This is a genomic window from Collinsella aerofaciens ATCC 25986 (assembly GCF_964259375.1).
Classification (GTDB): Bacteria; Actinomycetota; Coriobacteriia; order Coriobacteriales; family Coriobacteriaceae; genus Collinsella; species Collinsella aerofaciens_BO.
This window is the reverse complement of sequence record NZ_CAXVJM010000005.1, coordinates 39,257-60,318: the sequence shown is the minus strand read 5'-3', so window position 1 is coordinate 60,318 and position 21,062 is coordinate 39,257. Positions and strand designations below refer to the sequence as shown.

The window sequence follows — 21,062 nt, the reverse complement described above, 5'->3', positions numbered from 1 at the left end:
CATGGCGCTTTCTGAATACAGCAAGCGGCTGCTAGGTGCTTATGCCGAGCAGCCGTTCCTTATGGCTCCCATGGCGGGCGTAACCGACCCCGCCTATCGCATCATGTGTCGCCGCCGCGGCGCCAACCTTGCCTACAGCGAGATGGTTAGCGTTGCAGGCCTTGCCTATGCCAGCAACAAGACGTGGCGCCTGGTGTTGCCGGCCGACGAGGAACAGCAGATTTGCGTGCAGCTCTTTGGTTCCAAGCCCGATCAGTTTGCGAGTGCCGTCGCTGCCGTCGAGGAACGCGTGGGCGATCGCCTGTCATTGATTGATATCAACATGGCCTGTCCGGCTCGCAAGGTCGTTACCAAGGGCGAGGGCTCGGCTCTTATGCGCACGCCCGACCTGGCCGAGAAGATTGTCGAGGCAGCGGTGGGCGCGGCGCATGTTCCCGTGACCGTGAAGATTCGCAAGGGTTTTTATGCCGAGGATCGCAACGCCGCAACGTTTGCCCAGATGCTCGAGGGTGCCGGTGCCGCTGCGGTGGCGGTGCATGGTCGTTGTGCCACGCAGCTCTATACGGGTCAGGCCGATTGGTCTGTCGTCGATGAGGTTGCCGACGCCGTCGAGATTCCCGTGATTGGCTCGGGCGATGTGTTCTCGGCCGAGGACGCTGCTGAGCATCTGAGCGGCTCGGGTGCCAGCGCGGTGTTTATCGCGCGCGGCATCTATGGCAATCCGTGGGTGTTCGGCGATGCCCGAGCCCTTGCACTCGATGGCACGCCGGTTCCTTCTCGCTCCTCGGCTGAGCGCCTGGAGGCTTTGCGTGAGCACCTGACGTTGACGCACGAGCTTCTGCCGCTTATGTCGCGCGCCCGTACGTATGCAAGCTGGTATTTAAAGGGCATGCCCCACGCCGCTGCCTGGCGCGCTCAGGTGGTGCGCTGCTCTACGTACGAGGAGTTTATGGCGCTGGTCGATAATATCGAGCGCGACGTGGTGGCCTGCGAGGCCGCGCTTGCCGCCGGTGAGTCGGTGCCCGCTCATCCGCTGGAGGCTTAAGGGTGGCCGTTACCGCGCTGTATGTGCACGTGCCGTTTTGCGCTCAAAAATGCCGCTATTGCGACTTTGACTCGCAAAGCGTGGCCCTGTGCGACCTGGACGCTGCACTCGATGCCTATTTTGAGCACCTGTATGTGCGGCTCGATGCCTATGGCAACGCCGGGGCACTCAGGCAGATCCGCACCGTCTACGTTGGCGGCGGCACGCCATCGCTGGCAGGGGAGCGCCTGGTGAAACTTGCCCGTCGTATCTCTGCGTGGTGTAAGCCCGTTGAGTTTACCTGCGAGGCTAATCCTGAGTCGCTGACCGCTGAGCTCGCCACCACGCTTGCCGTGGCGGGTGTCACGCGCATCTCTCTGGGCGTGCAAACCCTCGACGATACCGAGTTGGCTGTTATTGGCCGTATCCATAATGCCGAACGGGCGCTTGAGGCTATCGCGACGGTGAAGGATGTTGGGCTCGATGTGTCGTGCGACCTTATGTGCGGGCTTCCCGGACAGACTATGGCGAGCTGGCGATACACGCTTGATAGCGTGCTTACGGCGGCCCCGCACCATGTGTCGGTCTATCCGCTCACGCTCGAGGAGGGCACGCCGCTTTACCGCATGGCGTGCCGTGACGAGTCACTTGAGCCCGATGAGGATTTCCAAGCCGCATGCATGGACGTTGCGCGCGAGCGGCTGAGTTCGGCGGGCTATCACCCGTATGAGGTGGCGAGCTACGCGCTCGACGGACATGAGTGCGCCCATAACATTGCCTACTGGACCGGCCAGGGCTATTTGGGCCTGGGTCGCTCTGCCGCGGGCATGCTCGATGCCGAGGATTTCGATCGTCTTGCAGGTTTGTTCCCCGGCGTGTCTTCTCGAGGCGATTCGTACCGCGTGCGTCTGGTGCAACGTGACGATGACGCGACGGCGTTCGAGGCCGAATATCTCTCGCAGCGTGAGGCTGCGGCTGAAGACCTGATGCTCGCTTGTCGCATGACGCGTGGTGTTGCGTCCGACCTGTTGGTTCGTGCAGCTTTCGTCATCCCAGCTGGCGAGCTGGCAGCTGCCTGCGATCGCGCGCTCGAATTGGGACTTGCCACTTGGGTGCCCGAGACGCTCGGGGTCCATGAGGGACCCTTCACCTCGGCAGATGTCATCGCGGGCCATGTTCGAGCTCGTTTAGCGCCGACACCCCTGGGCTGGCTCGATGGAAATGTTCTGTTCGAGCTGTTTTGGGATCTAGCTTAGGCCGCTCGGGTAGAATTACCGGAATATATACGCTGCTGTGAGCAGGAGGTTGCCGCGCATGGCGACGATGAACGAAAAAGATTACTACGAGATTCTGGGTGTCTCCAAGGACGCCACCTCGCGTGATATTCAAAAGGCCTTCCAGCAAAAGGCTCGCAAGCTCCATCCGGACGTCAACAAAGAGCCGGATGCCGAGGAAAAGTTTAAAGAGGTTTCCGAGGCCTACGCCGTGCTTTCGGATGAGCAAAAACGTGCGCGCTATGACGCCATGCGTTCTGGCAATCCCTTTGCCGGTGCTCCTACAGCTTCGCCCTATGGTGGCGGCTACGCCGGCAACACGGGCTATGGCAATCCCTTTGAGGGCGGCTTTCCCTTTGGTGGCGCCTGGGGCCAGCAGCGTCGCGGCCAGGCTGCCTACAATCCCGAGAACGGCGCCAACGTGGTCGTCGATATCAAACTGGACGCCAAGGAGGCCAAGGGCGGTGCCCGCAAGACCGTCCGCTATACGCGCTTCGATACGTGCGGACATTGCGGCGGCTCGGGCTCCGTTTCGTCTGAGCATGCCCATACCTGCCCGAGCTGCGGTGGCCGCGGCCACATCGACGTCGACCTGTCCTTCCTGTTTGGTGCGGGCACGTTCCAGTCGGTCTGCCCCGAGTGCGGCGGTTCCGGTAAGGTCGTGGCAGATCCCTGCCCTGATTGCGGTGGTAGCGGTCGTACTCGCGTAACCTCCGAGCAGACGATTGAGTTTCCTGCCGGCACGCACGATGGCGACGAGGTCCGCATCCCCAACATGGGTCACGCCGGCACGAACGGCGCTTCGGGCGGCGATCTGGTCGGTCGTGCGCACGTCGAGGCCGAGCGCCTGGAGGGTAAGGCTCGCACCGGCTTCTACCTCATGGGCATTATCGCTCCGTTTTTGGTGCTGTCGGCCATCTCGGGCGTGTTCTCCGCCTTCGCCATGATGTGCTTCATTCCGTTTGCCATGGGCTTGTTCATGGTACTGTCGGACGGCGTGCTTCATCGCAGTCTGCTGTGGTGGAAACGCGGCGCGATGCAGTTTGCCAATGGATTTGCCAACGGTTTTATGTTCGCGCTCGTGTCGGTTTGGTTCGCGAGCTGCTCGCAGCGGGCCGTGCTTTCGCCGTACGGAATGCAATAACATCAAACCCTCTGTTTGCGCCCGGCCCAGCTTGGGTATAGGACGCACTGTGACAATAATGAAAGTTGGAAGGATTCGGTCGTGTCGGAAAATAGGGATTACTACGAGGTACTTGGCGTTGACAAGGATGCCGACGCGCGGACGATTAAACGCGCGTTTCTAAAGAAAGCCCGTACGGTACACCCGGATGTTTCGGACGACCCCGAGGCCGAGGCCAAGTTCAAAGAGCTCAACGAGGCCTATTCCGTTCTTTCCGATGAGCAGAAGCGTGCTAACTACGACCGTTACGGCACCGCGGACGGCCCCGGTGGCTCTGGCTATGTCGACATCAACGATATCTTTGGCGGCATGGGCATGGACGACCTGTTCTCGTCGTTCTTTGGCGGTGGCGCCGGTGGTGGCGCCCGTAGCCGTCGCGAGCGTCGTCGCGGTCGTGACATGGCCATCTCGCTTTCGGTGACGCTCGAGGAGGCGGCGCTCGGTTGTAAAAAGACGATCAGCTATGATCGCCTTGCTCCCTGCGAGGATTGCAACGGCACCGGTAAGGCCGAGGGTGCACAGGAAAAGCAGTGCAGCCGCTGCCACGGCACAGGCTATGTGACGACGGTCCAGCGTTCTTTCCTGGGCCAGGTTCAGTCCTCTTCGCCCTGTCCCGACTGCCACGGCGAAGGCACGGTCATCGATCATCCCTGCGAGACTTGTGATGGCCAGGGCCGCACGCCTTCGCACGAAAAGATCGACATCGATATTCCCGCCGGTGTTTCGACCGGTCGCCAGCTGCGCGTGAGTGGTTTTGGAGAGGCCGGCCTTCGTGGCGAGCCGTCTGGTGACCTGATCGTCAACGTGCGTGTCGCCGACCACGAGCGTTTTAAGCGTAATGGCGATGACCTGTATCTGGTGAGCGATATCTCGATTGCGCAGGCCGCGCTCGGTTGCGAGATTGAGGTCGAGGGCATTATGCCTGACGAGGTCGTCAAGGTGTGTGTCCCCGCCGGCACACAGTACGGTGACACCGTGAGCGTCAATAATTACGGCATGCCGCGAATCGGCGGCGGCGGTTCGCGCGGTCGTCTGGTCGTGCAGCTGCGCGTGGTCGTCCCCACCAATCTCTCCAACAAGCAGCGCGAGCTGCTTCGCGCCTTTGCCGACGAGATGGGCGATGACGTCGCATCCGGTAAGAAGTCGGTGACCGACCGTATCAAGAGTGCCCTCGACGACATCCTCGATTAAGGAGCCCGTGTGCTCGCACCCCATATTTCCGTCGTCAACCTCGGTTGTCGTGTCAACCGGGTTGAGTCTGACCGTATCACTGCCGATCTTATGCGCCTGGGCTTTGCGATGGTGGAGCCCCGGGACGCCGAACTGATCGTTATCAATACCTGTGCCGTGACGGGGGAGGCCGAGGCCAAGACCCGCAAGGCCGTCCGTCACGCCCTGGCCTATCCGGGCGAGCCTTACGTGCTCGTAACCGGCTGCGTCGTCAACCTGCATCCCGAGGAGCTGTTGGAACTCTCCGACCGCGTGATCGCCGAACCATCCAAGATTGACGTCGCCGAGCGCGTCTGCGGGGTGCTGGGTGTCGAATCCGATAGCGTGCCCGCCTGCAGCGATGGCGACGTGGTCGATGCGCTCGGCCGTTCGCGGCTGGGCGTGAAAATCCAGGATGGCTGCAATCACCGCTGCACCTATTGCATCGTGTGGAAGGCCCGCGGCCCCGAGCGTTCCGTACCCGTCGAGTCCGTGCTCGAACAGGTGCGTGAAGCCCAGGAGGCCGGCGTGCCCGAGGTCGTGCTGACCGGCGTGAACCTGGGTGCCTATGACGGCAAGAGCGCGACCGACGAACATGTCGAGATCGATGAGCTGCTCCAGGCCATCATGGAGCGCACCGAGATCGCCCACGTGCGCATCTCCTCGGTGGAGCCCATGGATATTTCCGAGCGCTTGCTCAAGGTGATGGCTCGCTATCCGAAGCGTATCGCGCCGTTTTTGCACCTGCCTGTGCAGTCTGGCTGCACGGCGACGCTGCATCGCATGGGCCGTCCCTATAGCGCCGAGGCGTTCGAGGACACGGTGCGCATGATTCGCGCTAACCTGCCCCAGGCGTCTCTTTCATGCGATGTCATCGTCGGTTTTCCTGGCGAGACGGACGAGGAGTTCGAGGAGTCGCTGGCGCTGTGCCGTCGCGCGGGCTTTTCGCGCATGCACGTGTTTCGCTATAGCAAGCGCCCCGGCACCCTCGCCGCCGACATGCCCGACCAGGTACCTCCTGAGGTCATGGCCGAACGCAGCCGTCGCATGCGTGCCGCCGCACAGGAGCTTGCGATCGCCGATGCCCGCCGCCGTGTGGGCACGGTCGAGCGTGCGGTGCTCGAGTATGGCGACAACCTGACGCTCGGCTCGTTCCATCATGCCCGTCTTGATGATACCTGTGGACTCACAGCCCCGTGCCTGCTCGATGTTGCTATCATCGGAATCGATGATTCCGGCTTGGTCCATGCACGCAGGGAGGTTCATGGAAGCCTCGAAGATTAGACTTACCGTTCCCGAGGGTATCGACCCCTCGCGCGTTTTGGGCGCCGGCGACGGCGTCCTTCGTGCACTCGAGAACTTGGTGCGCGCCCATGTGGTTGGCCGAGGTGACAGCATTGCCGTGAGCGGCGATCCGGACGAGGTTGAGCTGGTCGCGCGTTTTTTCGAACATGCCTTTCGTGAGGCCGCTGCCGGGCGCACGCTTTCTGCCGATGATGTCTCGCGCTGCCTGGCCGTTCTGCGTGACGGCGAGCATGATGCCTCGTCGCTGCGCGATGACGTGCTGCTATCGTATCGCGGCCGTGCGATTCGTCCTAAGACGCTCGGCCAAAAGCGCTACGTGGATGCCATTCGCTCGCATACCATCACGTTTGGCCTCGGTCCCGCCGGTACCGGTAAAACCTATCTGGCCATGGCACTCGCCGTTGCCGCGCTCAAGCGCCATGAGGTGGGCCGCCTGATCCTGACGCGCCCGGTTGTCGAGGCGGGGGAGAACTTGGGCTTTTTGCCCGGCACCCTCGAGGAAAAGATCGACCCGTATATGCGTCCGCTCTATGATGCCCTCTTTGACATGATGGATCGCGAACGCACCGATGAGCTTATGGAGCGTGGCGTTATCGAGATCGCCCCGCTCGCTTACATGCGTGGTCGAACGCTGAGTGATGCCTTTGTGGTGCTCGATGAGGCACAAAACACGACGCCCGAGCAGATGAAGATGTTCCTGACGCGCCTGGGTTTTAATTCCAAGTTCGTGATTACCGGCGACCTGAGCCAGCGTGACCTGGTGGGTCGTCGCGGCGGTCTTGCCGATATCGAAAGGATTTTGGGTCGCGTCGACGATGTGGCGTTTTCTCACCTGGAGCGCGCCGATGTGGTGCGTCATGCCCTGGTGGGCCGTATCGTTGAGGCCTATGATGCATACGACGACGCGCGCGAGCAGCGCGCGCACGATCGAAAGGAGTCCCGTTGAGTGTATTGATCAGCAACGATGCCGAGCTCGATACGCTGCTCGATGTCCAGGAGGTGGAGCACATCTGCGGAGTTGTGCTTGCCGCCGAGGGTGTTGAGCGTGAGGTCGAGATTTCCCTTTCGTATGTCGATGAGGACGAGATGCACGAGCTCAATCTTGAGTGGCGTGGCATCGATCGCACGACCGACGTGCTTTCGTTTGAATGCGACTCGGCCTTTGACGAGGACATTCCCGCCGACGAGACACTTGAGCTCGGCGATATTATCCTGGCCCCGCAGGTCATTGCCCGCCAGGCCCCTGGCTTTGGCAACAACCCCGCCGATGAGTGCCGACTGATGATCGTGCACGGAATGCTGCACCTGCTGTGTTACGACCACATCGAGGACGATGAGGCCGAGGTCATGGAGGCACGCGAGGATGCCATCCTGCGCGACCTGGCGCTTGAGCGCGGCGAGGACCCCAAACTCGTCCACGTCGGCCCCATAACCAATCATGCCCACGACTAGGAGCCGTCTATGATTCCCGGATCGAACAAGGACCATCCGTCCTTTTTAAAGTCGTTCTCATACGCCATGGAGGGCTTCGTCACCGCCGTCAAGACCGAGCGCAATATCAAGGTCATGCTCGTGGCGGGCGTGTGCACCGTCATTGCCGGCTGCATCGTGGGGCTTGATATTGCCGAGTGGGCTACGGTCATCATCTGCTGCGGCCTGGTGATTCACGGCGAGCTGTGCAATACCGCCATGGAGGCGATTGTCGACCTGGCGACCCAGGAGCTGCATCCGCTGGCCAAGCGCGCGAAGGATATTGCCGCTGCGTCTGTATACGTTCTTTCCATTACCGCCGCGATCGTGGGCTTGCTTGTCTTTGCCCACGCGCTCGACTTTATTTAGAAAGGGATTCCCATGTCCGTCAATATGCAGCCTACCGATGAGGTTTTGGATGACGAGGTCCTGGACGAGGCTGAAGGTGCCGCTTCGTTTGACGAGGTCGAGGAGTTCGACCCGTTTGAGGGTATGAGCGACGAGGAACTCGATGCCCTGTGTGACGAGGATGAGAGCCTCGCGGGTTTTGGCGACGTGGAACCCGGTTTTCGCAGTGGCTTTGTGGCCCTGGTCGGTCGCCCCAACGCCGGCAAGTCCACGCTGCTCAACGCCTGTTACGGCAAGAAGGTCGCCATTACCTCTCCGGTGGCCCAGACGACCCGCCGCCGTATGCGCGCCGTGGTCAACCGCCCCGGTTACCAGCTGGTCTTCGTTGACACGCCGGGTATCCACAAGCCCAAGGACGGCCTGGGCTCCGAGCTTAATAAGAGTGCCCTGTTTGAGCTCAATGACGTAGACGTCGTCGCGTTTCTGATCGACGCCACCAAACCCATCGGCAGGGGGGACGCCTGGGTCGCCGAGCGCGTCAAGAATGCCCGCTCCAAAAAGGTCCTGGTGCTCACGAAGGCCGACGAGGCCGACCCCGCACAGGTCATGGAGCAGCTTAAGGCAGCCCACGAGCTTATGGAATACGACGATGAGATCGTGACGTCGTCGGTCAAGAACTTCAACGTCGATGCGTTCATCGAGACCGTCGCTCACTTTTTGCCCGAGGGCCCGCGTTGGTTCCCCGAGGACATGGGCACCGACGCTTCCGATGAGACCCTCGTGGCCGAGTTTGTTCGCGAGAAGGTCCTGCGTCGCACCCGCGACGAGATCCCTCACTCCGTGGGCGTTATCTGTGACGCGCTCGAGCAGACTAAGAAGGTCCTGCGCGTGCACGCCACGATTTACGTCGAGCGCGAGGGGCAGAAGGGCATCATCATCGGCAAGGGCGGCGAGATGATCAAGCATATCGGCATCGATGCCCGTCGTGACCTTGAGCGTATCTTTGGCACCCAGGTCTTTTTGGAGCTCGACGTGAAGGTCAAGGCCGGCTGGCGCGATGACGAGGCGCAGATCCGCCGCTTTGGCTATAACGCCGAAGATTAAGCCTCGGCGTTCATGGCTGGCTCTCGCACATATCGCACAAAAGTGCTCGTCCTCGACAAGACGAAGCTCAAGGAAACCGACCTGATCTTGACGATGCTCGATGAGCGGGGGCGGCAGGTGCGTGCCGTGGCCAAGGGCGCACGTAAGCCTGGCGGTCGCCTTGCGGCCCGCTGCGAGCTTTTCTGTACCGTCGATATGCTGCTCGCGCATGGGCGGTCGCTCGACGTGGTTTCTCAGGCGGAGCTTATGGAGGCGCCGCTCGGTGCTGCTCCTGACTACGAGACGACCTGTGCCGCCAGCGCGATTGCCGAGGTTGCGCGCGCGTGCTCGTTCGAGGATGCCGAGGATCCATTTACCTTTGCCATCACGCAGCGGGCGCTCACGCTTGTCGGCAGCGGGTTCGACTCGGCACATATGGACCTGCTCGTGGCGGCCTTTGTCTTTAAACTGCTGTCGCACGTTGGCTACCGACCCGATTTTTCGGCATGCGTGCTGTGCGGAGACCCCATGCTGTCGTATTTTTCGCCCCAGGCGGGCGGGCTTCTGTGCGGGTCGTGCGCCTCGAGCGTGCCTGGCGCCGAGTTGGTCTCAACCGGCGAGGTTGTATGGCTGCGCGCTCTGATGTCCATGACGTTCGATGCCCTTATGGACGAGCGGATCGATCCGCATACGGCTGCTTTTTTGCTGGGGCTTTCGCATGTTTGGGCCGCCACACACGCCGATCAGCGGCTCCGTGCGATGGAATTCATGTTGGGTCGGTGATGATGCGCAGGCGCGCGTCGCTTGTGGTAACATACCGACCTGTTGGTACCTCGACCTTGGATGTTCGCTCCACCGGCGACTTCCCAGTCCGAGGCGAATAGAGTCGTCCCCGGGCGACGCGAAATGAAAGGTGAAACAATGACTGTTTCCAAAGAGCGCAAGGCGGAGCTGACCGCCCAGTTCGGTAACTCCCCGGTCGATACCGGTAACCCCAAGGTTCAGGTCGCCATCCTGTCCGAGCGCATCAAGGAGCTGACCGAGCACATGAAGTCCCACCAGAAGGACTTCCACACTCGTCGTGGCCTGCTCATGCTCGTCGGCCGTCGTCGTCGTCTTCTCTCCTACATCAAGAAGAACGACATCGTCGAGTACCGTGAGCTCATCAAGGCTCTGGGCATCCGCGACAACATCCAGTAAGGATTTGTACATGCTAAGAGCGTCCTGCGCAGCGGGGCGCTCTTTTTGTGTAAGGGCGTGAACAATCACGCTCTGAAGCGTGGCGGGGGCAGGGGGCCCGCGTCACATGAGAAGCCCGCAGGCAAGGGGCCTGTGGGGTAAAGGAGAACAATGACACTCGTATCCAAGACCTTTGAGCTGTACGGCAAGACCTACACCTTCGAGTCCGGCGAGCTTGCCAAGCAGGCCACCGGCGCTTGTCTGGTCAAGCAGGGTGACACCACGATGCTCGATACCGTGGTCGTCTCCAAGGAGCGCAAGAATTACGACTTCTTCCCGCTGACCGTCGACTTCAACGAGAAGATGTACGCTGCCGGCCGTATCCCGGGTGGTTACCTCAAGCGCGAGGGCCGTCCCAGCGAGAAGGCCACGCTCACGGCTCGTATGATCGACCGCCCGATCCGCCCGAGCTTCCCGGACGGCTTCCGCAACGAGGTGCACATCGTCGCCACCTCGCTCGTTGCCGATCAGGTTAACCCCTTCGACGTCATCAACGTCATGGGCGCCTCTCTGGCTATGACGCTCGGCGGCGTGCCCTTCGAGGGTCCGCTTGCCTGCGTGCGCATCGGCCGCAACGTGGAGACCGGCGAGTTTATCGTCAACCCCACCTATGAGGAGCGCGAGAACTCCGACCTGGACCTGGAGCTGGGCGGCTCTGCCGACTTCATCTCGATGGTCGAGGCCGGCGCCGAGGAGATCTCCGAGGACGACATGCTCGCCGCTATGAAGTTTGGTCAGGAGGCCCTCGCTGCCTTCTGCCAGGCCCAAGACGAGTTCGTTGCCGAGTGGGAGCAGGTCAACGGCGCTATCGTCAAGAAGGAGTACCCGCTCGACCAGCCCGTCGAGGAGGTCCAGGAGCGCATCTTCGCCCACTACGACGAGATGGCCGCTGCCCTGCGCGACGCCGACAAGCTTTCCCGCATCGGCAAGGTCGAGGCTCTGAAGGAGTCCATCCGCGCCGAGTTCACCGACGAGGAGCAGGCCGCATGGGAGCGCGAGATCCCCGTGGCGCTCAAGAAGCTCGAGAAGAAGGCCATGCGCACCATGGTCGTCGAGACCGGCGAGCGCGTCGACGGCCGTGCCGCCGACGAGATCCGTCCCATCATGGTGAAGGACAACTACCTGCCGCTCGTTCACGGCTCCGGCCTGTTCCAGCGTGGTCAGACCCAGGTGCTCTCCGTCCTGTCGCTCGGTATGCTCAACGAGGGCCAGCGTCTGGATACCATTGAGCCCACCGAGGGCAAGCGCTACATGCACCACTACAACTTCCCGCCGTTCTGCACCGGTGAGACCGGCCGCATGGGCAGCCCCAAGCGCCGCGAGATTGGTCACGGCAACCTGGCCGAGCGCGCTCTGCTCCCGGTGCTTCCCGATGAGAACGAGTTCCCCTACGCCATCCGTGTGGTCTCCGAGGTCATGGAGTCCAATGGCTCCTCTTCGATGGCTTCGACCTGCGGCTCCACGCTCGCCCTTATGGACGGCGGCGTGCCCATTAAGCGCCCGGTCTCCGGTATCGCCATGGGCCTGATCCAGGAGGAGGGCAAGACCGTGGTCCTGTCCGACATCCAGGGCCTCGAGGACTTCCTGGGCGACATGGACTTTAAGGTCACTGGCACCACCGAGGGCATCACCGCCCTGCAGATGGACAACAAGGCCACCGGCCTCACCTTCGACATCTTGGCCCGCGCCCTGCAGCAGGCCAAGGAGGGTCGCGCCTTCATCCTGCAGAAGATGCTCGATGTGATCCCCGAGCCGCGTCATACCACGCGCAGCACCGCTCCGCGCATCGTCTCCATCCAGGTTCCGACCGATAAGATCCGCGACGTCATCGGTTCCGGCGGCAAGGTCATCCGCGGCATCCAGGACGAGACCGGCGCTTCGGTTGACATCCAGGAGGACGGCACCGTCTTTGTCGGCGGTACCGGCGAGTCCGTCGATCAGGCCGTCGAGCGCATCAAGCTCATCATCAAGGTTCCCGAGCCGGGCGAGGAGTACACCGGTCGCGTGGTCTCCATCCAGCCCTTCGGCGCCTTCGTGAACCTGCTGCCCGGTAAGGACGGCCTGCTGCACATCTCCCGCGTCGCCAAGGGTCGCGTGGAGAAGGTTGAGGACGTCCTCAACGTGGGCGACGAGGTCAAGGTCGTCGTCATCGAGGTCGACGATCGCGGCAAGATCTCGCTCGATCGTCTCGACAAGCCCGAGGCCCCGGCTCGCGCCGAGGGTGCCTCCGAGGGCGACGGCGAGCACTTTCAGCGTCGCGAGCGTCCGCGTCGCGAGCGCTCCGAGCGCAGCGACCGTCCGCGCCGTCCTGGCGACAACGGAGGCCGCAAGCCCCGCCGTCACCACGACGCCGAGTAACAGCAACACATAAGCAGCTCAACAAGGGCGACTCCACCTGGAGTCGCCCTTTTGCTATTCCCGGCGGGGTCCGCGGGTAAAGTTTCCTGCTCTACAGTCCTGCTCACGACGGAGGCCACATTTAGTGGCCTCCTGTTCGTGCGGAACTCGCGATAAACTTTACCCGCGGACCCCGCCGGGAATAGCAAAAGGTCTGGTTGGTGCGGGTTACGATTTTGTCAGACAGTCTATTCAGTTATTTGAATTCAGATCTTTTGACAATCGCATGCGCGTCATTGCCCCAGATAAAACCGACCAAAATAAAGCTGTCCTATTTTGGCAGGTCTGGTCTCAGCGGGCCCGGCACGGGCTAAGTTTATCGCGAGTTCCGCACGCAAAGGAAAGCACTTAATGTGCTTTCCGTCTTGCGCAGGACTGTAGAGCAGGAAACTTAGCCCGTGCCGGGCCCGCTGAGACCAGACCGGCGGGATAGACCGGTTCAGATGGGGCTTTGATGCATGGGTGGTCTGTTGTTGTGCAAATGGGTATCATACTGTGGTTACTGCATCGACTCCGTGATGCATGTTTGTACGTTCCCGGCGGTCGGTTTGCCAGAAGCGCCCTGCCGGTTGTTCCAGACCCGTTTCGAAGAAAGGAAACAACACTCACCTATGGCAGCTAAAAAATCATCTCCCTTGAAGATCATCCCGCTCGGCGGCCTTGATGGCATCGGCAAGAACATGACGGTCTTCGAGTGCGGCGACGACATGGTGCTCGTCGACGCTGGCCTCATGTTCCCCGACGACTCGCAGCCCGGTATCGACCTGGTGCTTCCGGATTACACCTACGTTCTGGAGAACGAGGAAAAGCTCCGCGGCATCATCGTCACTCACGGCCACGAGGACCACACCGGTTCGCTTCCGTATCTGCTGCAGGACCTCAACAACAAGGTGCCCATCTTCTCGAGCAAGCTGACGCTCGGCTTTATCGAGGGCAAGCTCTCCGAGTTCCGCATTCGTGCACCCAAGTTTCGTGAGGTCAAGGGCGGTAGCCACGTCAATCTCGGTGGCATCTCGCTCGACTTCTTCTCGATGACGCACTCCATCCCGGGCGCTCTGGGCGTGTTCATCCGCACCAACCAGGGTACCGTTATGCACACCGGCGACTTTAAGCTCGACCAGACGCCCATCGACGGCGTCACGCCCGACTATGCCGCTATCAGCCGCTTTGCCAAGCAGGGCATCGACCTGCTGCTGTCCGACTCCACCAACGCCACGGTCCCCGGCTTTACCAAGTCCGAGGCCGAGGTTGGCCCCAATCTGCTGCATGCCATCAAGAATGCTCCGGGCCGCGTGTTCGTCGCGTCGTTCTCGAGCCACATCCATCGTCTGCAGCAGATCTGCGACGCTGCCCGCAAGTGCGGCCGCAAGGTCGTCGTGACCGGTCGTTCCATGCTCACCAACACCCGCGTGGCGCGCGAGCTCGGTTATCTCAACATTGATGATGCCGATATCATCGATGCCTTCGATATCGACAACCTTCCCGACGACAAGATCGTCGTCATGTGCACTGGTTCGCAGGGCGAGCCTCTGTCGGCCCTTTCGCGCATGGCCAACGGCGAGCACAAGACCCTCTCCATCCACGAGGGCGATACCGTCATCCTCTCGGCAACGCCGGTCCCCGGTAACGAGAAGGCCGTTCAGCAGGTCGTCAACAGTCTCGCCAAGCTTGGCTGCGACGTGTGGGATAAGAACCGCGCCCTCGTTCACGTCTCGGGTCACGGTAGCCAGGAGGAGCTCAAGCTCCTGATGGCCATGGCCAAGCCCACCTACTTTATGCCGGTCCACGGCGAGGCCGTGCATCTGCGCGCCCATGCTCAACTTGCACGCAAGATGGGCCTCAAGGAAGATCATATCTTTATCCTCGACAACGGTGACACGCTCGAGATGCGTGGCGGTATCGTCAAGCGCGGTACGCCCGTCGAGTCTGGCGTCGTCTACGTCGACGGACTGCGCATCGGCGATACCGACCCCATCGTCCTGCGCGATCGTCAGAAGCTTGCCAACGACGGTATGGTCACGGCTGTCGCTATCGTTTCGCTCAAGCACAAGAAGATCGAGGCCATCGAGTTCTCGGGCCGCGGCGTCTCCTTTGCCATCGACGACCAGTTCTCCGAGGACGCCTCGGCATCCATCATGAAGACGATCGAGAAGGGCAAGTTCAGCTTTACGAGCAGCGGTTCCGATGCCATTCGTAAGGCCGTGCGTGACTCGCTCTCTAACTTTATCTGGAGCCGTACGCGCACTCGTCCGATGATCATCCCGGTCGTCATGGAGGTTTAGTTTGGCGCGCGGATCTGCACAAAACGCCAAAGGCAATAAAGCCAACAACCAACCGGCATCTGCTAAGGGTGCCGGTTCCCATCTTCGTGCCAATAAGGGCCACGAGGCCGATTTCGACGATTTTGAGCCCCTGGTCGAGCCTTCGGCCAACCGCGATATCGCCGGCGTGGTCATTGCCGTTTTGGCGATTGCGTCCTTCATTGCCGTGATTTCGCCAGCGACCGCACCCGTTACGGCTGCGGTTGCCGGTTTCTACCACCTGGGCTTTGGTCTGGGCGCCTACGTGCTGCCGATCGTCATTTTGCTGTTTGCCGCCACGCTCTTTTTAGGCGAGGATTCGCCGCTCAACGTGCGCTCTGTTGCGGGCGGCGCTGTGGTCTTTATCGCCGTCGTCTCCATTCTTTCGCTGATGGTGCCGGGTACGAGCGACTCGTGCGACCTTATGTTCACGCCGCAAAACCTGTCCGCCTCGGGTGGCTACATCGGTGCGTTTATTGCGAGTGCGCTGCAGAATGCCCTGGGTAAGCCTATCGCGATGGTGGTCCTGTTGGGTCTGGCCGTCGTTGGCTTTGTCATCATCGGCTTTTCGGTGGGCGGCGTTTTGCGCTCTGCCCGCGACCGTGCGGCCGATTTTGCCGAGCGCCGTCGTGCCGATGTAAACGCGAGTCCGTGGGGTGACGACGAAGCCCTGTCGGTGCCCGGCGTTGCCCGTCCGCACCTGAGCATTCTTCGTCAAAAGGGCTCCGATGCTGCTGTGACCACGGTCATGGGCAACGATGCGGACCAGGTTCTGGACGATGACGACGAAGACGAGGATCCGTTTGTCGACGTGTCCGATGTCGTGGAGGCCGAGCGCGCTAAGACCACGCTGCTCCCGCGCCGTCACGCTAAGAAAGGTAAGACGGCTCCCAAGCTCAATACGAGTGAGCCCGACCCGTCTTGGTCCGAGAGCGAGATTGAGCTTACCGAGGGTGATGACGAGGATGACGAGTCCCCGCTCGAGACTGCTAAAACCACCTTGCTGCCGCGCCGCCATGCCAAGCGCGGCCAAGTGACCGGTCAGCTTTCGATGGAGGACGATCCGGACAAGGTCGACGAGTCCGAGCCGCCGTTCGCTGTTAATCCCGTCTCGGCCGCCCCTCAAATTCCTGATTTCCTCAAGCATCCCAAGGTTGCCGATGCGTCTGTCGCGGGCGCTGCCGAGGCGTCTACTTCGAGCGATGGGGGAGCGGACAATGCCTCCGCGGATAACGAGGGCGAAGAAGAGGACGGCCTTAAGCTTCCGCCGCTCGAAATCCTGCATGCAAACCCTCAGTCCGCTTCCGCCGCGTCTTCGGACAAGGAGCTGGAACAGACCGCCGAGTCGTTGCAGTCAACGCTGCTTGAGTTTGGCCGTAGCGCTCGCGTCGTCGGCTGGATTGCCGGTCCCACGGTGACGACCTTTAAGCTGCAGCCCGGCGAGGGCGAGCGCGTGAGCAAGATTTCGAGCCTTGAGGACGACATCGCACTGTCGCTTGCTGCACAGTCCGTGCGTATCTTTGCGCCGATTCCCGGCACCTCGCTCGTGGGTATCGAGATTCCCAATCGCAAGCGTCAGAACGTCAACTTGGGCGACGTGTTGCCCTATGTTAAGGGCGGTCCGCTCGAGCTTGCTATCGGCCGCGATGCAGAGGGCACGCCGGTCGTCGCCGACCTCGCTAAGATGCCCCACCTGCTGATCGCCGGTACCACGGGTTCTGGTAAGTCGGTCATGATCAACTCCATCATCACGACTCTGCTCATGCGCGCCCTTCCCGAGGACGTTCGCTTGATCATGGTCGACCCCAAGCGCGTCGAGCTCGCAGGCTATAACGGCCTGCCGCATCTTTACGTGCCCGTAGTGACCGAGCCCAAGCAGGCCGCGAGTGCCTTGCAGTGGGCGGTTTCCGAGATGGAGCGCCGCCTGAAGGTCTTCGAGCGCCTGAACGTGCGCAAGATTTCGACCTATAACGAAAAGCAGGCCGCCGGCGAGTTTGAGCATTACGATAACCCGCCGCAAAAGATGCCCTACCTGGTCATCATCATCGACGAGCTCTCGGACCTGATGATGGTTGCCGGCAAGGACGTCGAGGCATCGATTGTGCGTATCGCCCAGCTGGGCCGTGCCGCCGGTATCCACCTTATCGTGGCGACTCAGCGTCCGAGCTCCAACGTGGTGACGGGTCTCATCAAGGCAAACATTACCAACCGCATCGCCTTCAACGTCGCAACGGGCATCGACTCCCGCGTCATCATCGACCAGATGGGTGCCGAAAAGCTCACCGGCTTGGGTGACATGCTGTTCTCAAAGGTCGACTGGGGCAAGCCCCGCCGTATCCAGGGCTGCTTTGTTTCGGATGATGAGATCAACGAGATTGTCGAGTTCGTCAAGTCGCAAAGCGAGCCCGACTACCATGAGGAGATCCTGTCGGCTGTGGCACCTGCCTCCATGTCCATGGCAGGTGGCGGCGGCATCGTTCGTACCGGCGTTGCCGAGCCTCAGGACGACGATCCGCTTATTTGGGAAGCCGCTCATATTGTGGTGGAATCGCAGCTGGGCTCCACATCTGGCCTGCAGCGCCGCCTGAAGGTTGGCTATGCGCGCGCCGGGCGTATTATGGACATGCTGGAAGAAAAGGGTGTCGTCGGTCCGCCCGACGGTTCCAAGCCGCGCGAGGTCCTGCTGGATGAAGAAGGCCTTGCCGCGCTGGAATCCGTCGACGCCGAGATGGCACGTGAAGATCGTGAGTTTGGAGGATTCTGATGGCTGCACGCTTTGGTGACATGCTGCTCGAGCAGCGTCGCCGAATGGGCCTTTCCATTCAGCAGGTCGCCAACACCATCAAAATCAGGCCGCAGATCATCGAGTTTTTCGAGAATGGCAATTTTGCATCGATGCCTCCGCGCGGCTATGCGCAGGGCATGATTTCGAGCTATGCGCGCTTTTTGGGCCTCAATCCGCGGGAGGTCGTCAACGCTTATTTTGACGATCTGATGGCGTATGAGCGCGAGACGTCGCAGCAGGGTGGTCGTTTTCAGGACGCCGCCGGCTACGTCAATTCGCGTTCCTCGGTCGACAACGGCCGCTTCCTGATGGTTCAGGGCGGGCGTTCGACGCGTTATGGCCAGCGCCCTCAGCAGGCTGGCTATGTTACCGAGACGGGCTCGAGCGAGGATATTCGTTCCCAGCGCGATCGTTTTCGCAGCACGCCGGTGCCCGAGGAGCGCGCACTCCCCGCTGCCCGCGGTGTCGCACGAGACCCTCGTGTGGGCTATGGCGATGGTGGTTATTCCGATCGCGGGTACCGTGGCGTTTCTTCCGGTCGCCCGCGCGGCGGCTATGCAGACGCCGATACTACGCAGGTGACGCCTCGCCTTCGATCCCAGTCGCAGCCTTATAGCCAGCGCTCCATAGCGCCTCGCTCGGGCCAGCGCAACTACCAGGGTCGCGGCGAGCTCGCCTCCCGCTCGGGCCAGCGCAATATGCAGCGTCAGGGTAGTTATCGCGGTCGTTCCGACAATAACCGCGGTCGTATGCCCCAAGGCACCGGTCGCGGTGGTTCCAATCGTGGACGCGGCGGTGGGCGTGCTCCCCAGAACAACGGTCTCGATCCTCGTATCGTTTACGCCGGTATCGGTGCCGTGGCGCTGCTGCTGATCGTGCTCATCGTGGTGCTCCTGCGTGGCTGCGGCTCCTCGGCGCCCGAGTCGACGCCCGAGACGCCCGTTGCCACAAAGACAACGACTAAGAAGTCTTCCAAGAAGACCGAATCCGTCGATGAGGATGAAGATACCGATGAGACGACGGACGAGTCGACCGATTCGGACGCCGCCAACACGAAGGCCAAGAAGGAGGAGAGCGAGGTCACAAAGGTCAAGATCTCCGTTGCCAAGGGCAAGACTGCTTGGATTGAGGTCAAGGTTGATGGCAAGTCTGTCTATGGCGCCCAAGCGACCGGTCCCTTTGAGCAGGAATATGCGCCTGAGTCCTCGATCGAGATCACCACGTCCAAGCCTTCCGATGTCACCGTTACCAAGAACGGCGAAAAGGTCCGCTACGACACTAAGACGTCGGGCGTCGCACGCGTGACGATCACCGTTCCCAAGAAGGAGACGACCGACGCCGAGGACGGCGAGACCACTGACGGTACCGATGATGCTAACAGTGCGGATGGAACCGACGCCCAGTCCTCGGACGGCAACGATTCCGCCACCGACGGTCAAACGACGACCGATTCTACCGACTATTCGTATGACAGCTACTAAGCCGCTCGTAAGCGAAAGGATTAACCATGGCTAAAGATTCCAGCTTCGACGTCGTGTCCGAAGTCAATATGCAGGAGGTCGACAATGCCTTCCAGCAGACCACGCGCGAGATTTCCCAGCGCTATGACCTGAAGGACTCTGGTGCCACCATCGAGCTTTCGAAGGGCGACAAGCTCTTTACGATCAACGCCCCGGCCGACTTTGTCTCCAAGCAGATCATCGATGTCCTGAGCTCCAAGCTCATCAAGCGCGGCATCGATCTTAAGGCCGTGTCCTGGGATGCGCCTCAGGCTGCATCGGGCGGTACCGTGCGCGTGCTCGGTCATATCGTCGAGGGTATCGACCAGACGACCGCCAAGAAGATCAATAAGGACATCAAGGATCAGAAGCTTAAGGTCAAGGTGACGATTGAGGCCGACAAACTGCGTGTTTCCTCTGCTTCCAAGGATGCGCTGCAGACCGTGATCCAGTTCCTGCGCGACCAGGACTACGGTCAGCCGCTGCAGTTCACCAACTACCGCTAATTCTTTCGAAAGGACCGCTCTCCAACATGGATACTCCGTTGGGCTCCGTACTCTATATCACCCTCGGGTGCGCCAAGAACGAGGTCGATACCGACCGTATGCGTTCGCTGCTGTCCGCCGCAGGCTACGAGGAGGCATTCGATCCACAGGATGCCGATATCGCCATCGTCAATACGTGCTCGTTCCTTGCCTCTGCAACGTCCGAGAGCATCGAGACCACGCTTGAGCTTGCCAATGAGGTGCAGGACGGCGTTCGTTCCTGCCCGATCGTCATGTGCGGCTGCGTGCCGTCACGCTACGGCGACGACCTGCCCGACGAGCTGCCCGAGGTCGCGGCCTTTGTGAAGGCCGACGAGGAAGACGGCATCGTGGCGGTCATCGATGATGTGCTGGGCGTGGAGCGCGAGATTGCCGCCTATATTCCGCAGGTCAAGCGCACCGTCGAGGGCGCTGTCGCCTACGTCAAGATCTCCGATGGCTGCAATCGTTTTTGCAGCTTCTGCATGATCCCGTATATCCGCGGTCGTTATCACTCGCGCAATGCCGAGAACATTATCTCCGAGGTGCGCGACCTGGTCGCCGGTGGTGTGCGCGAGATCGTACTGATCGGTCAGGACACGGGCATCTGGGGTACTGACTTTGCGGATGAGGGCGTCTCCGAGGGCTCGCCGCGCAATCTGGCGCAGCTGCTGCAGGCCGTTGCTGAGGCGGTGCGTCCTCATAACGTGTGGGTCCGCGTACTCTACCTGCAGCCCGAGGGCATGACCGACGAGCTTATCGAGACCATTCGCGATACGCCCGAGGTGCTGCCCTATATCGATATTCCTGTGCAGCACTGCGACGCGCGCATCCTCAAGGCCATGCGCCGCTCCGGTTCGCGCCAGGAGCTCGAGGACCTGTTCCGTGACCTGCGCGAGCGTATCCCCGGTATCGTGATTCGCTCCACGGCCATGGTCGGTTTCCCGACCGAGACCGACGACGAGTTCCGCGATCTTATCGACTTTATGGACACCGTCGGCTTTGACTACACGAGCGTCTTTGCCTACTCGCAGGAGGAGGGCAGCCTAGCCGCCAAGATGGAGGGCCAGGTCGACGAAGATGTTGAGCTCGAGCGCGCCCAGGAGGCCATGGATCTGGCCGAGTCGCTCGGCTTTGCCGCGACTGCCGCGCACGTGGGCGAGCGCGCCCAGGTGATCGTCGACGGTATCGAGGAGACCGAGGACGGTGCCGAGCTCATCGGACATGCCTGGTTCCAGGCGCCCGATTCCGATGGTGCGGTGCATCTGGATGCCAGCGAGGCATCTGTGGGCGATATTCTGACGGTCGAGTTTACCGATAGCTTCTGCTACGAGCTTATCGGTCATGTTGTGGAGTAGGAGAGCGTCGTGGTTAACGAGAGCAATAAGGAACTGACGAGTGTCTGGACGCCCGCCAACATCG

At 61.3% G+C, this 21,062-nt stretch carries 17 protein-coding genes; all 17 read left to right on the top strand.

The features are described 5' to 3' along the window. Position 1 precedes the first annotated feature (1 nt). The 17 genes from dusB (at position 2) to rimO (ending at position 20,998) form a co-directional block, all read left to right on the top strand. Entirely contained in the window at positions 2-1,045 is a 1,044-nt protein-coding gene (gene dusB / locus ACEXKH_RS03385) for a tRNA dihydrouridine synthase DusB (RefSeq protein WP_373573081.1), read from the top strand. 2 nt (positions 1,046-1,047) lie between these two features. After that, positions 1,048-2,280 (top strand): radical SAM family heme chaperone HemW, encoded by a 1,233-nt coding sequence (gene hemW / locus ACEXKH_RS03380; RefSeq protein ID WP_373573080.1) that lies wholly within the window; start codon positions 1,048-1,050, stop codon positions 2,278-2,280. Between the two features lie 58 nt (positions 2,281-2,338). Further along, positions 2,339-3,442 (top strand): DnaJ domain-containing protein, encoded by a 1,104-nt coding sequence (locus tag ACEXKH_RS03375; protein ID WP_373573079.1) that lies wholly within the window; start codon positions 2,339-2,341, stop codon positions 3,440-3,442. An 81-nt stretch (positions 3,443-3,523) separates the two neighbouring features. Then, the gene (dnaJ, locus tag ACEXKH_RS03370) at positions 3,524-4,672 is read left to right on the top strand and encodes a molecular chaperone DnaJ (RefSeq protein ID WP_373573078.1); all 1,149 of its coding nucleotides are present in this window, start codon (positions 3,524-3,526) and stop codon (positions 4,670-4,672) included. Positions 4,673-4,681: 9 nt separating this feature from the next. After that, positions 4,682-5,974, top strand: a complete 1,293-nt coding sequence (locus tag ACEXKH_RS03365; RefSeq protein WP_373573077.1) for a MiaB/RimO family radical SAM methylthiotransferase — start codon at positions 4,682-4,684, stop codon at positions 5,972-5,974. After that, complete coding sequence (locus ACEXKH_RS03360; protein ID WP_373573076.1) at positions 5,955-6,941, top strand: PhoH family protein; 987 nt, start codon at positions 5,955-5,957, stop codon at positions 6,939-6,941. Before ACEXKH_RS03365 ends, ACEXKH_RS03360 begins: the two co-directional genes overlap by 20 nt. Continuing rightward, positions 6,938-7,447 carry an rRNA maturation RNase YbeY gene (ybeY, locus tag ACEXKH_RS03355; RefSeq protein WP_373573075.1) on the top strand — a complete coding sequence of 170 codons (510 nt, stop codon included), beginning with the start codon at positions 6,938-6,940 and terminating at the stop codon, positions 7,445-7,447. The genes ACEXKH_RS03360 and ybeY overlap by 4 nt, the downstream gene beginning before the upstream one ends. A 9-nt stretch (positions 7,448-7,456) precedes the next feature. Continuing rightward, positions 7,457-7,834 (top strand): diacylglycerol kinase family protein, encoded by a 378-nt coding sequence (locus tag ACEXKH_RS03350; protein WP_022094706.1) that lies wholly within the window; start codon positions 7,457-7,459, stop codon positions 7,832-7,834. A gap of 12 nt (positions 7,835-7,846) precedes the next feature. Continuing rightward, positions 7,847-8,917 (top strand): GTPase Era, encoded by a 1,071-nt coding sequence (gene era, locus ACEXKH_RS03345; protein ID WP_373573074.1) that lies wholly within the window; start codon positions 7,847-7,849, stop codon positions 8,915-8,917. A gap of 12 nt (positions 8,918-8,929) precedes the next feature. Then, positions 8,930-9,679: a DNA repair protein RecO gene (gene recO / locus ACEXKH_RS03340; RefSeq protein WP_373573073.1), complete on the top strand. Its 750-nt coding sequence runs from the start codon at positions 8,930-8,932 to the stop codon at positions 9,677-9,679. A gap of 138 nt (positions 9,680-9,817) precedes the next feature. Next, on the top strand, positions 9,818-10,096 hold the full coding sequence (rpsO, locus tag ACEXKH_RS03335; protein WP_006235963.1) for a 30S ribosomal protein S15: 279 nt from the start codon (positions 9,818-9,820) through the stop codon (positions 10,094-10,096). Between the two features lie 150 nt (positions 10,097-10,246). Beyond that, positions 10,247-12,493: a polyribonucleotide nucleotidyltransferase gene (locus tag ACEXKH_RS03330; protein ID WP_022094703.1), complete on the top strand. Its 2,247-nt coding sequence runs from the start codon at positions 10,247-10,249 to the stop codon at positions 12,491-12,493. Between the two features lie 650 nt (positions 12,494-13,143). Further along, the gene (locus ACEXKH_RS03325) at positions 13,144-14,814 is read left to right on the top strand and encodes a ribonuclease J (RefSeq protein WP_117564285.1); all 1,671 of its coding nucleotides are present in this window, start codon (positions 13,144-13,146) and stop codon (positions 14,812-14,814) included. Position 14,815: 1 nt separating this feature from the next. Continuing rightward, positions 14,816-17,596 (top strand): FtsK/SpoIIIE family DNA translocase, encoded by a 2,781-nt coding sequence (locus ACEXKH_RS03320; RefSeq protein WP_373573072.1) that lies wholly within the window; start codon positions 14,816-14,818, stop codon positions 17,594-17,596. Then, entirely contained in the window at positions 17,596-19,098 is a 1,503-nt protein-coding gene (locus ACEXKH_RS03315) for a helix-turn-helix domain-containing protein (RefSeq protein ID WP_373573071.1), read from the top strand. Before ACEXKH_RS03320 ends, ACEXKH_RS03315 begins: the two co-directional genes overlap by 1 nt. Before the next feature lie 26 nt (positions 19,099-19,124). After that, on the top strand, positions 19,125-19,622 hold the full coding sequence (locus ACEXKH_RS03310; RefSeq protein ID WP_117758513.1) for a YajQ family cyclic di-GMP-binding protein: 498 nt from the start codon (positions 19,125-19,127) through the stop codon (positions 19,620-19,622). A 26-nt stretch (positions 19,623-19,648) separates the two neighbouring features. Continuing rightward, positions 19,649-20,998, top strand: coding sequence for a 30S ribosomal protein S12 methylthiotransferase RimO (rimO, locus tag ACEXKH_RS03305; protein WP_373573070.1), 1,350 nt, complete (start codon positions 19,649-19,651; stop codon positions 20,996-20,998). The last annotated feature ends 64 nt before the right edge of the window (positions 20,999-21,062 follow it).

Coding starts and splice junctions, on each gene's coding strand:
- ACEXKH_RS03375 (WP_373573079.1), top strand. CDS start 2,339: ATGGCGACGATGAACGAAAAAGATTACTACGAGATTCTGGGTGTCTCC.
- ACEXKH_RS03360 (WP_373573076.1), top strand. CDS start 5,955: ATGGAAGCCTCGAAGATTAGACTTACCGTTCCCGAGGGTATCGACCCC.
- ACEXKH_RS03330 (WP_022094703.1), top strand. CDS start 10,247: ATGACACTCGTATCCAAGACCTTTGAGCTGTACGGCAAGACCTACACC.
- rimO (WP_373573070.1), top strand. CDS start 19,649: ATGGATACTCCGTTGGGCTCCGTACTCTATATCACCCTCGGGTGCGCC.
- ACEXKH_RS03325 (WP_117564285.1), top strand. CDS start 13,144: ATGGCAGCTAAAAAATCATCTCCCTTGAAGATCATCCCGCTCGGCGGC.
- recO (WP_373573073.1), top strand. CDS start 8,930: ATGGCTGGCTCTCGCACATATCGCACAAAAGTGCTCGTCCTCGACAAG.
- rpsO (WP_006235963.1), top strand. CDS start 9,818: ATGACTGTTTCCAAAGAGCGCAAGGCGGAGCTGACCGCCCAGTTCGGT.
- ACEXKH_RS03350 (WP_022094706.1), top strand. CDS start 7,457: ATGATTCCCGGATCGAACAAGGACCATCCGTCCTTTTTAAAGTCGTTC.
- ACEXKH_RS03315 (WP_373573071.1), top strand. CDS start 17,596: ATGGCTGCACGCTTTGGTGACATGCTGCTCGAGCAGCGTCGCCGAATG.
- ACEXKH_RS03310 (WP_117758513.1), top strand. CDS start 19,125: ATGGCTAAAGATTCCAGCTTCGACGTCGTGTCCGAAGTCAATATGCAG.
- dusB (WP_373573081.1), top strand. CDS start 2: ATGGCGCTTTCTGAATACAGCAAGCGGCTGCTAGGTGCTTATGCCGAG.
- era (WP_373573074.1), top strand. CDS start 7,847: ATGTCCGTCAATATGCAGCCTACCGATGAGGTTTTGGATGACGAGGTC.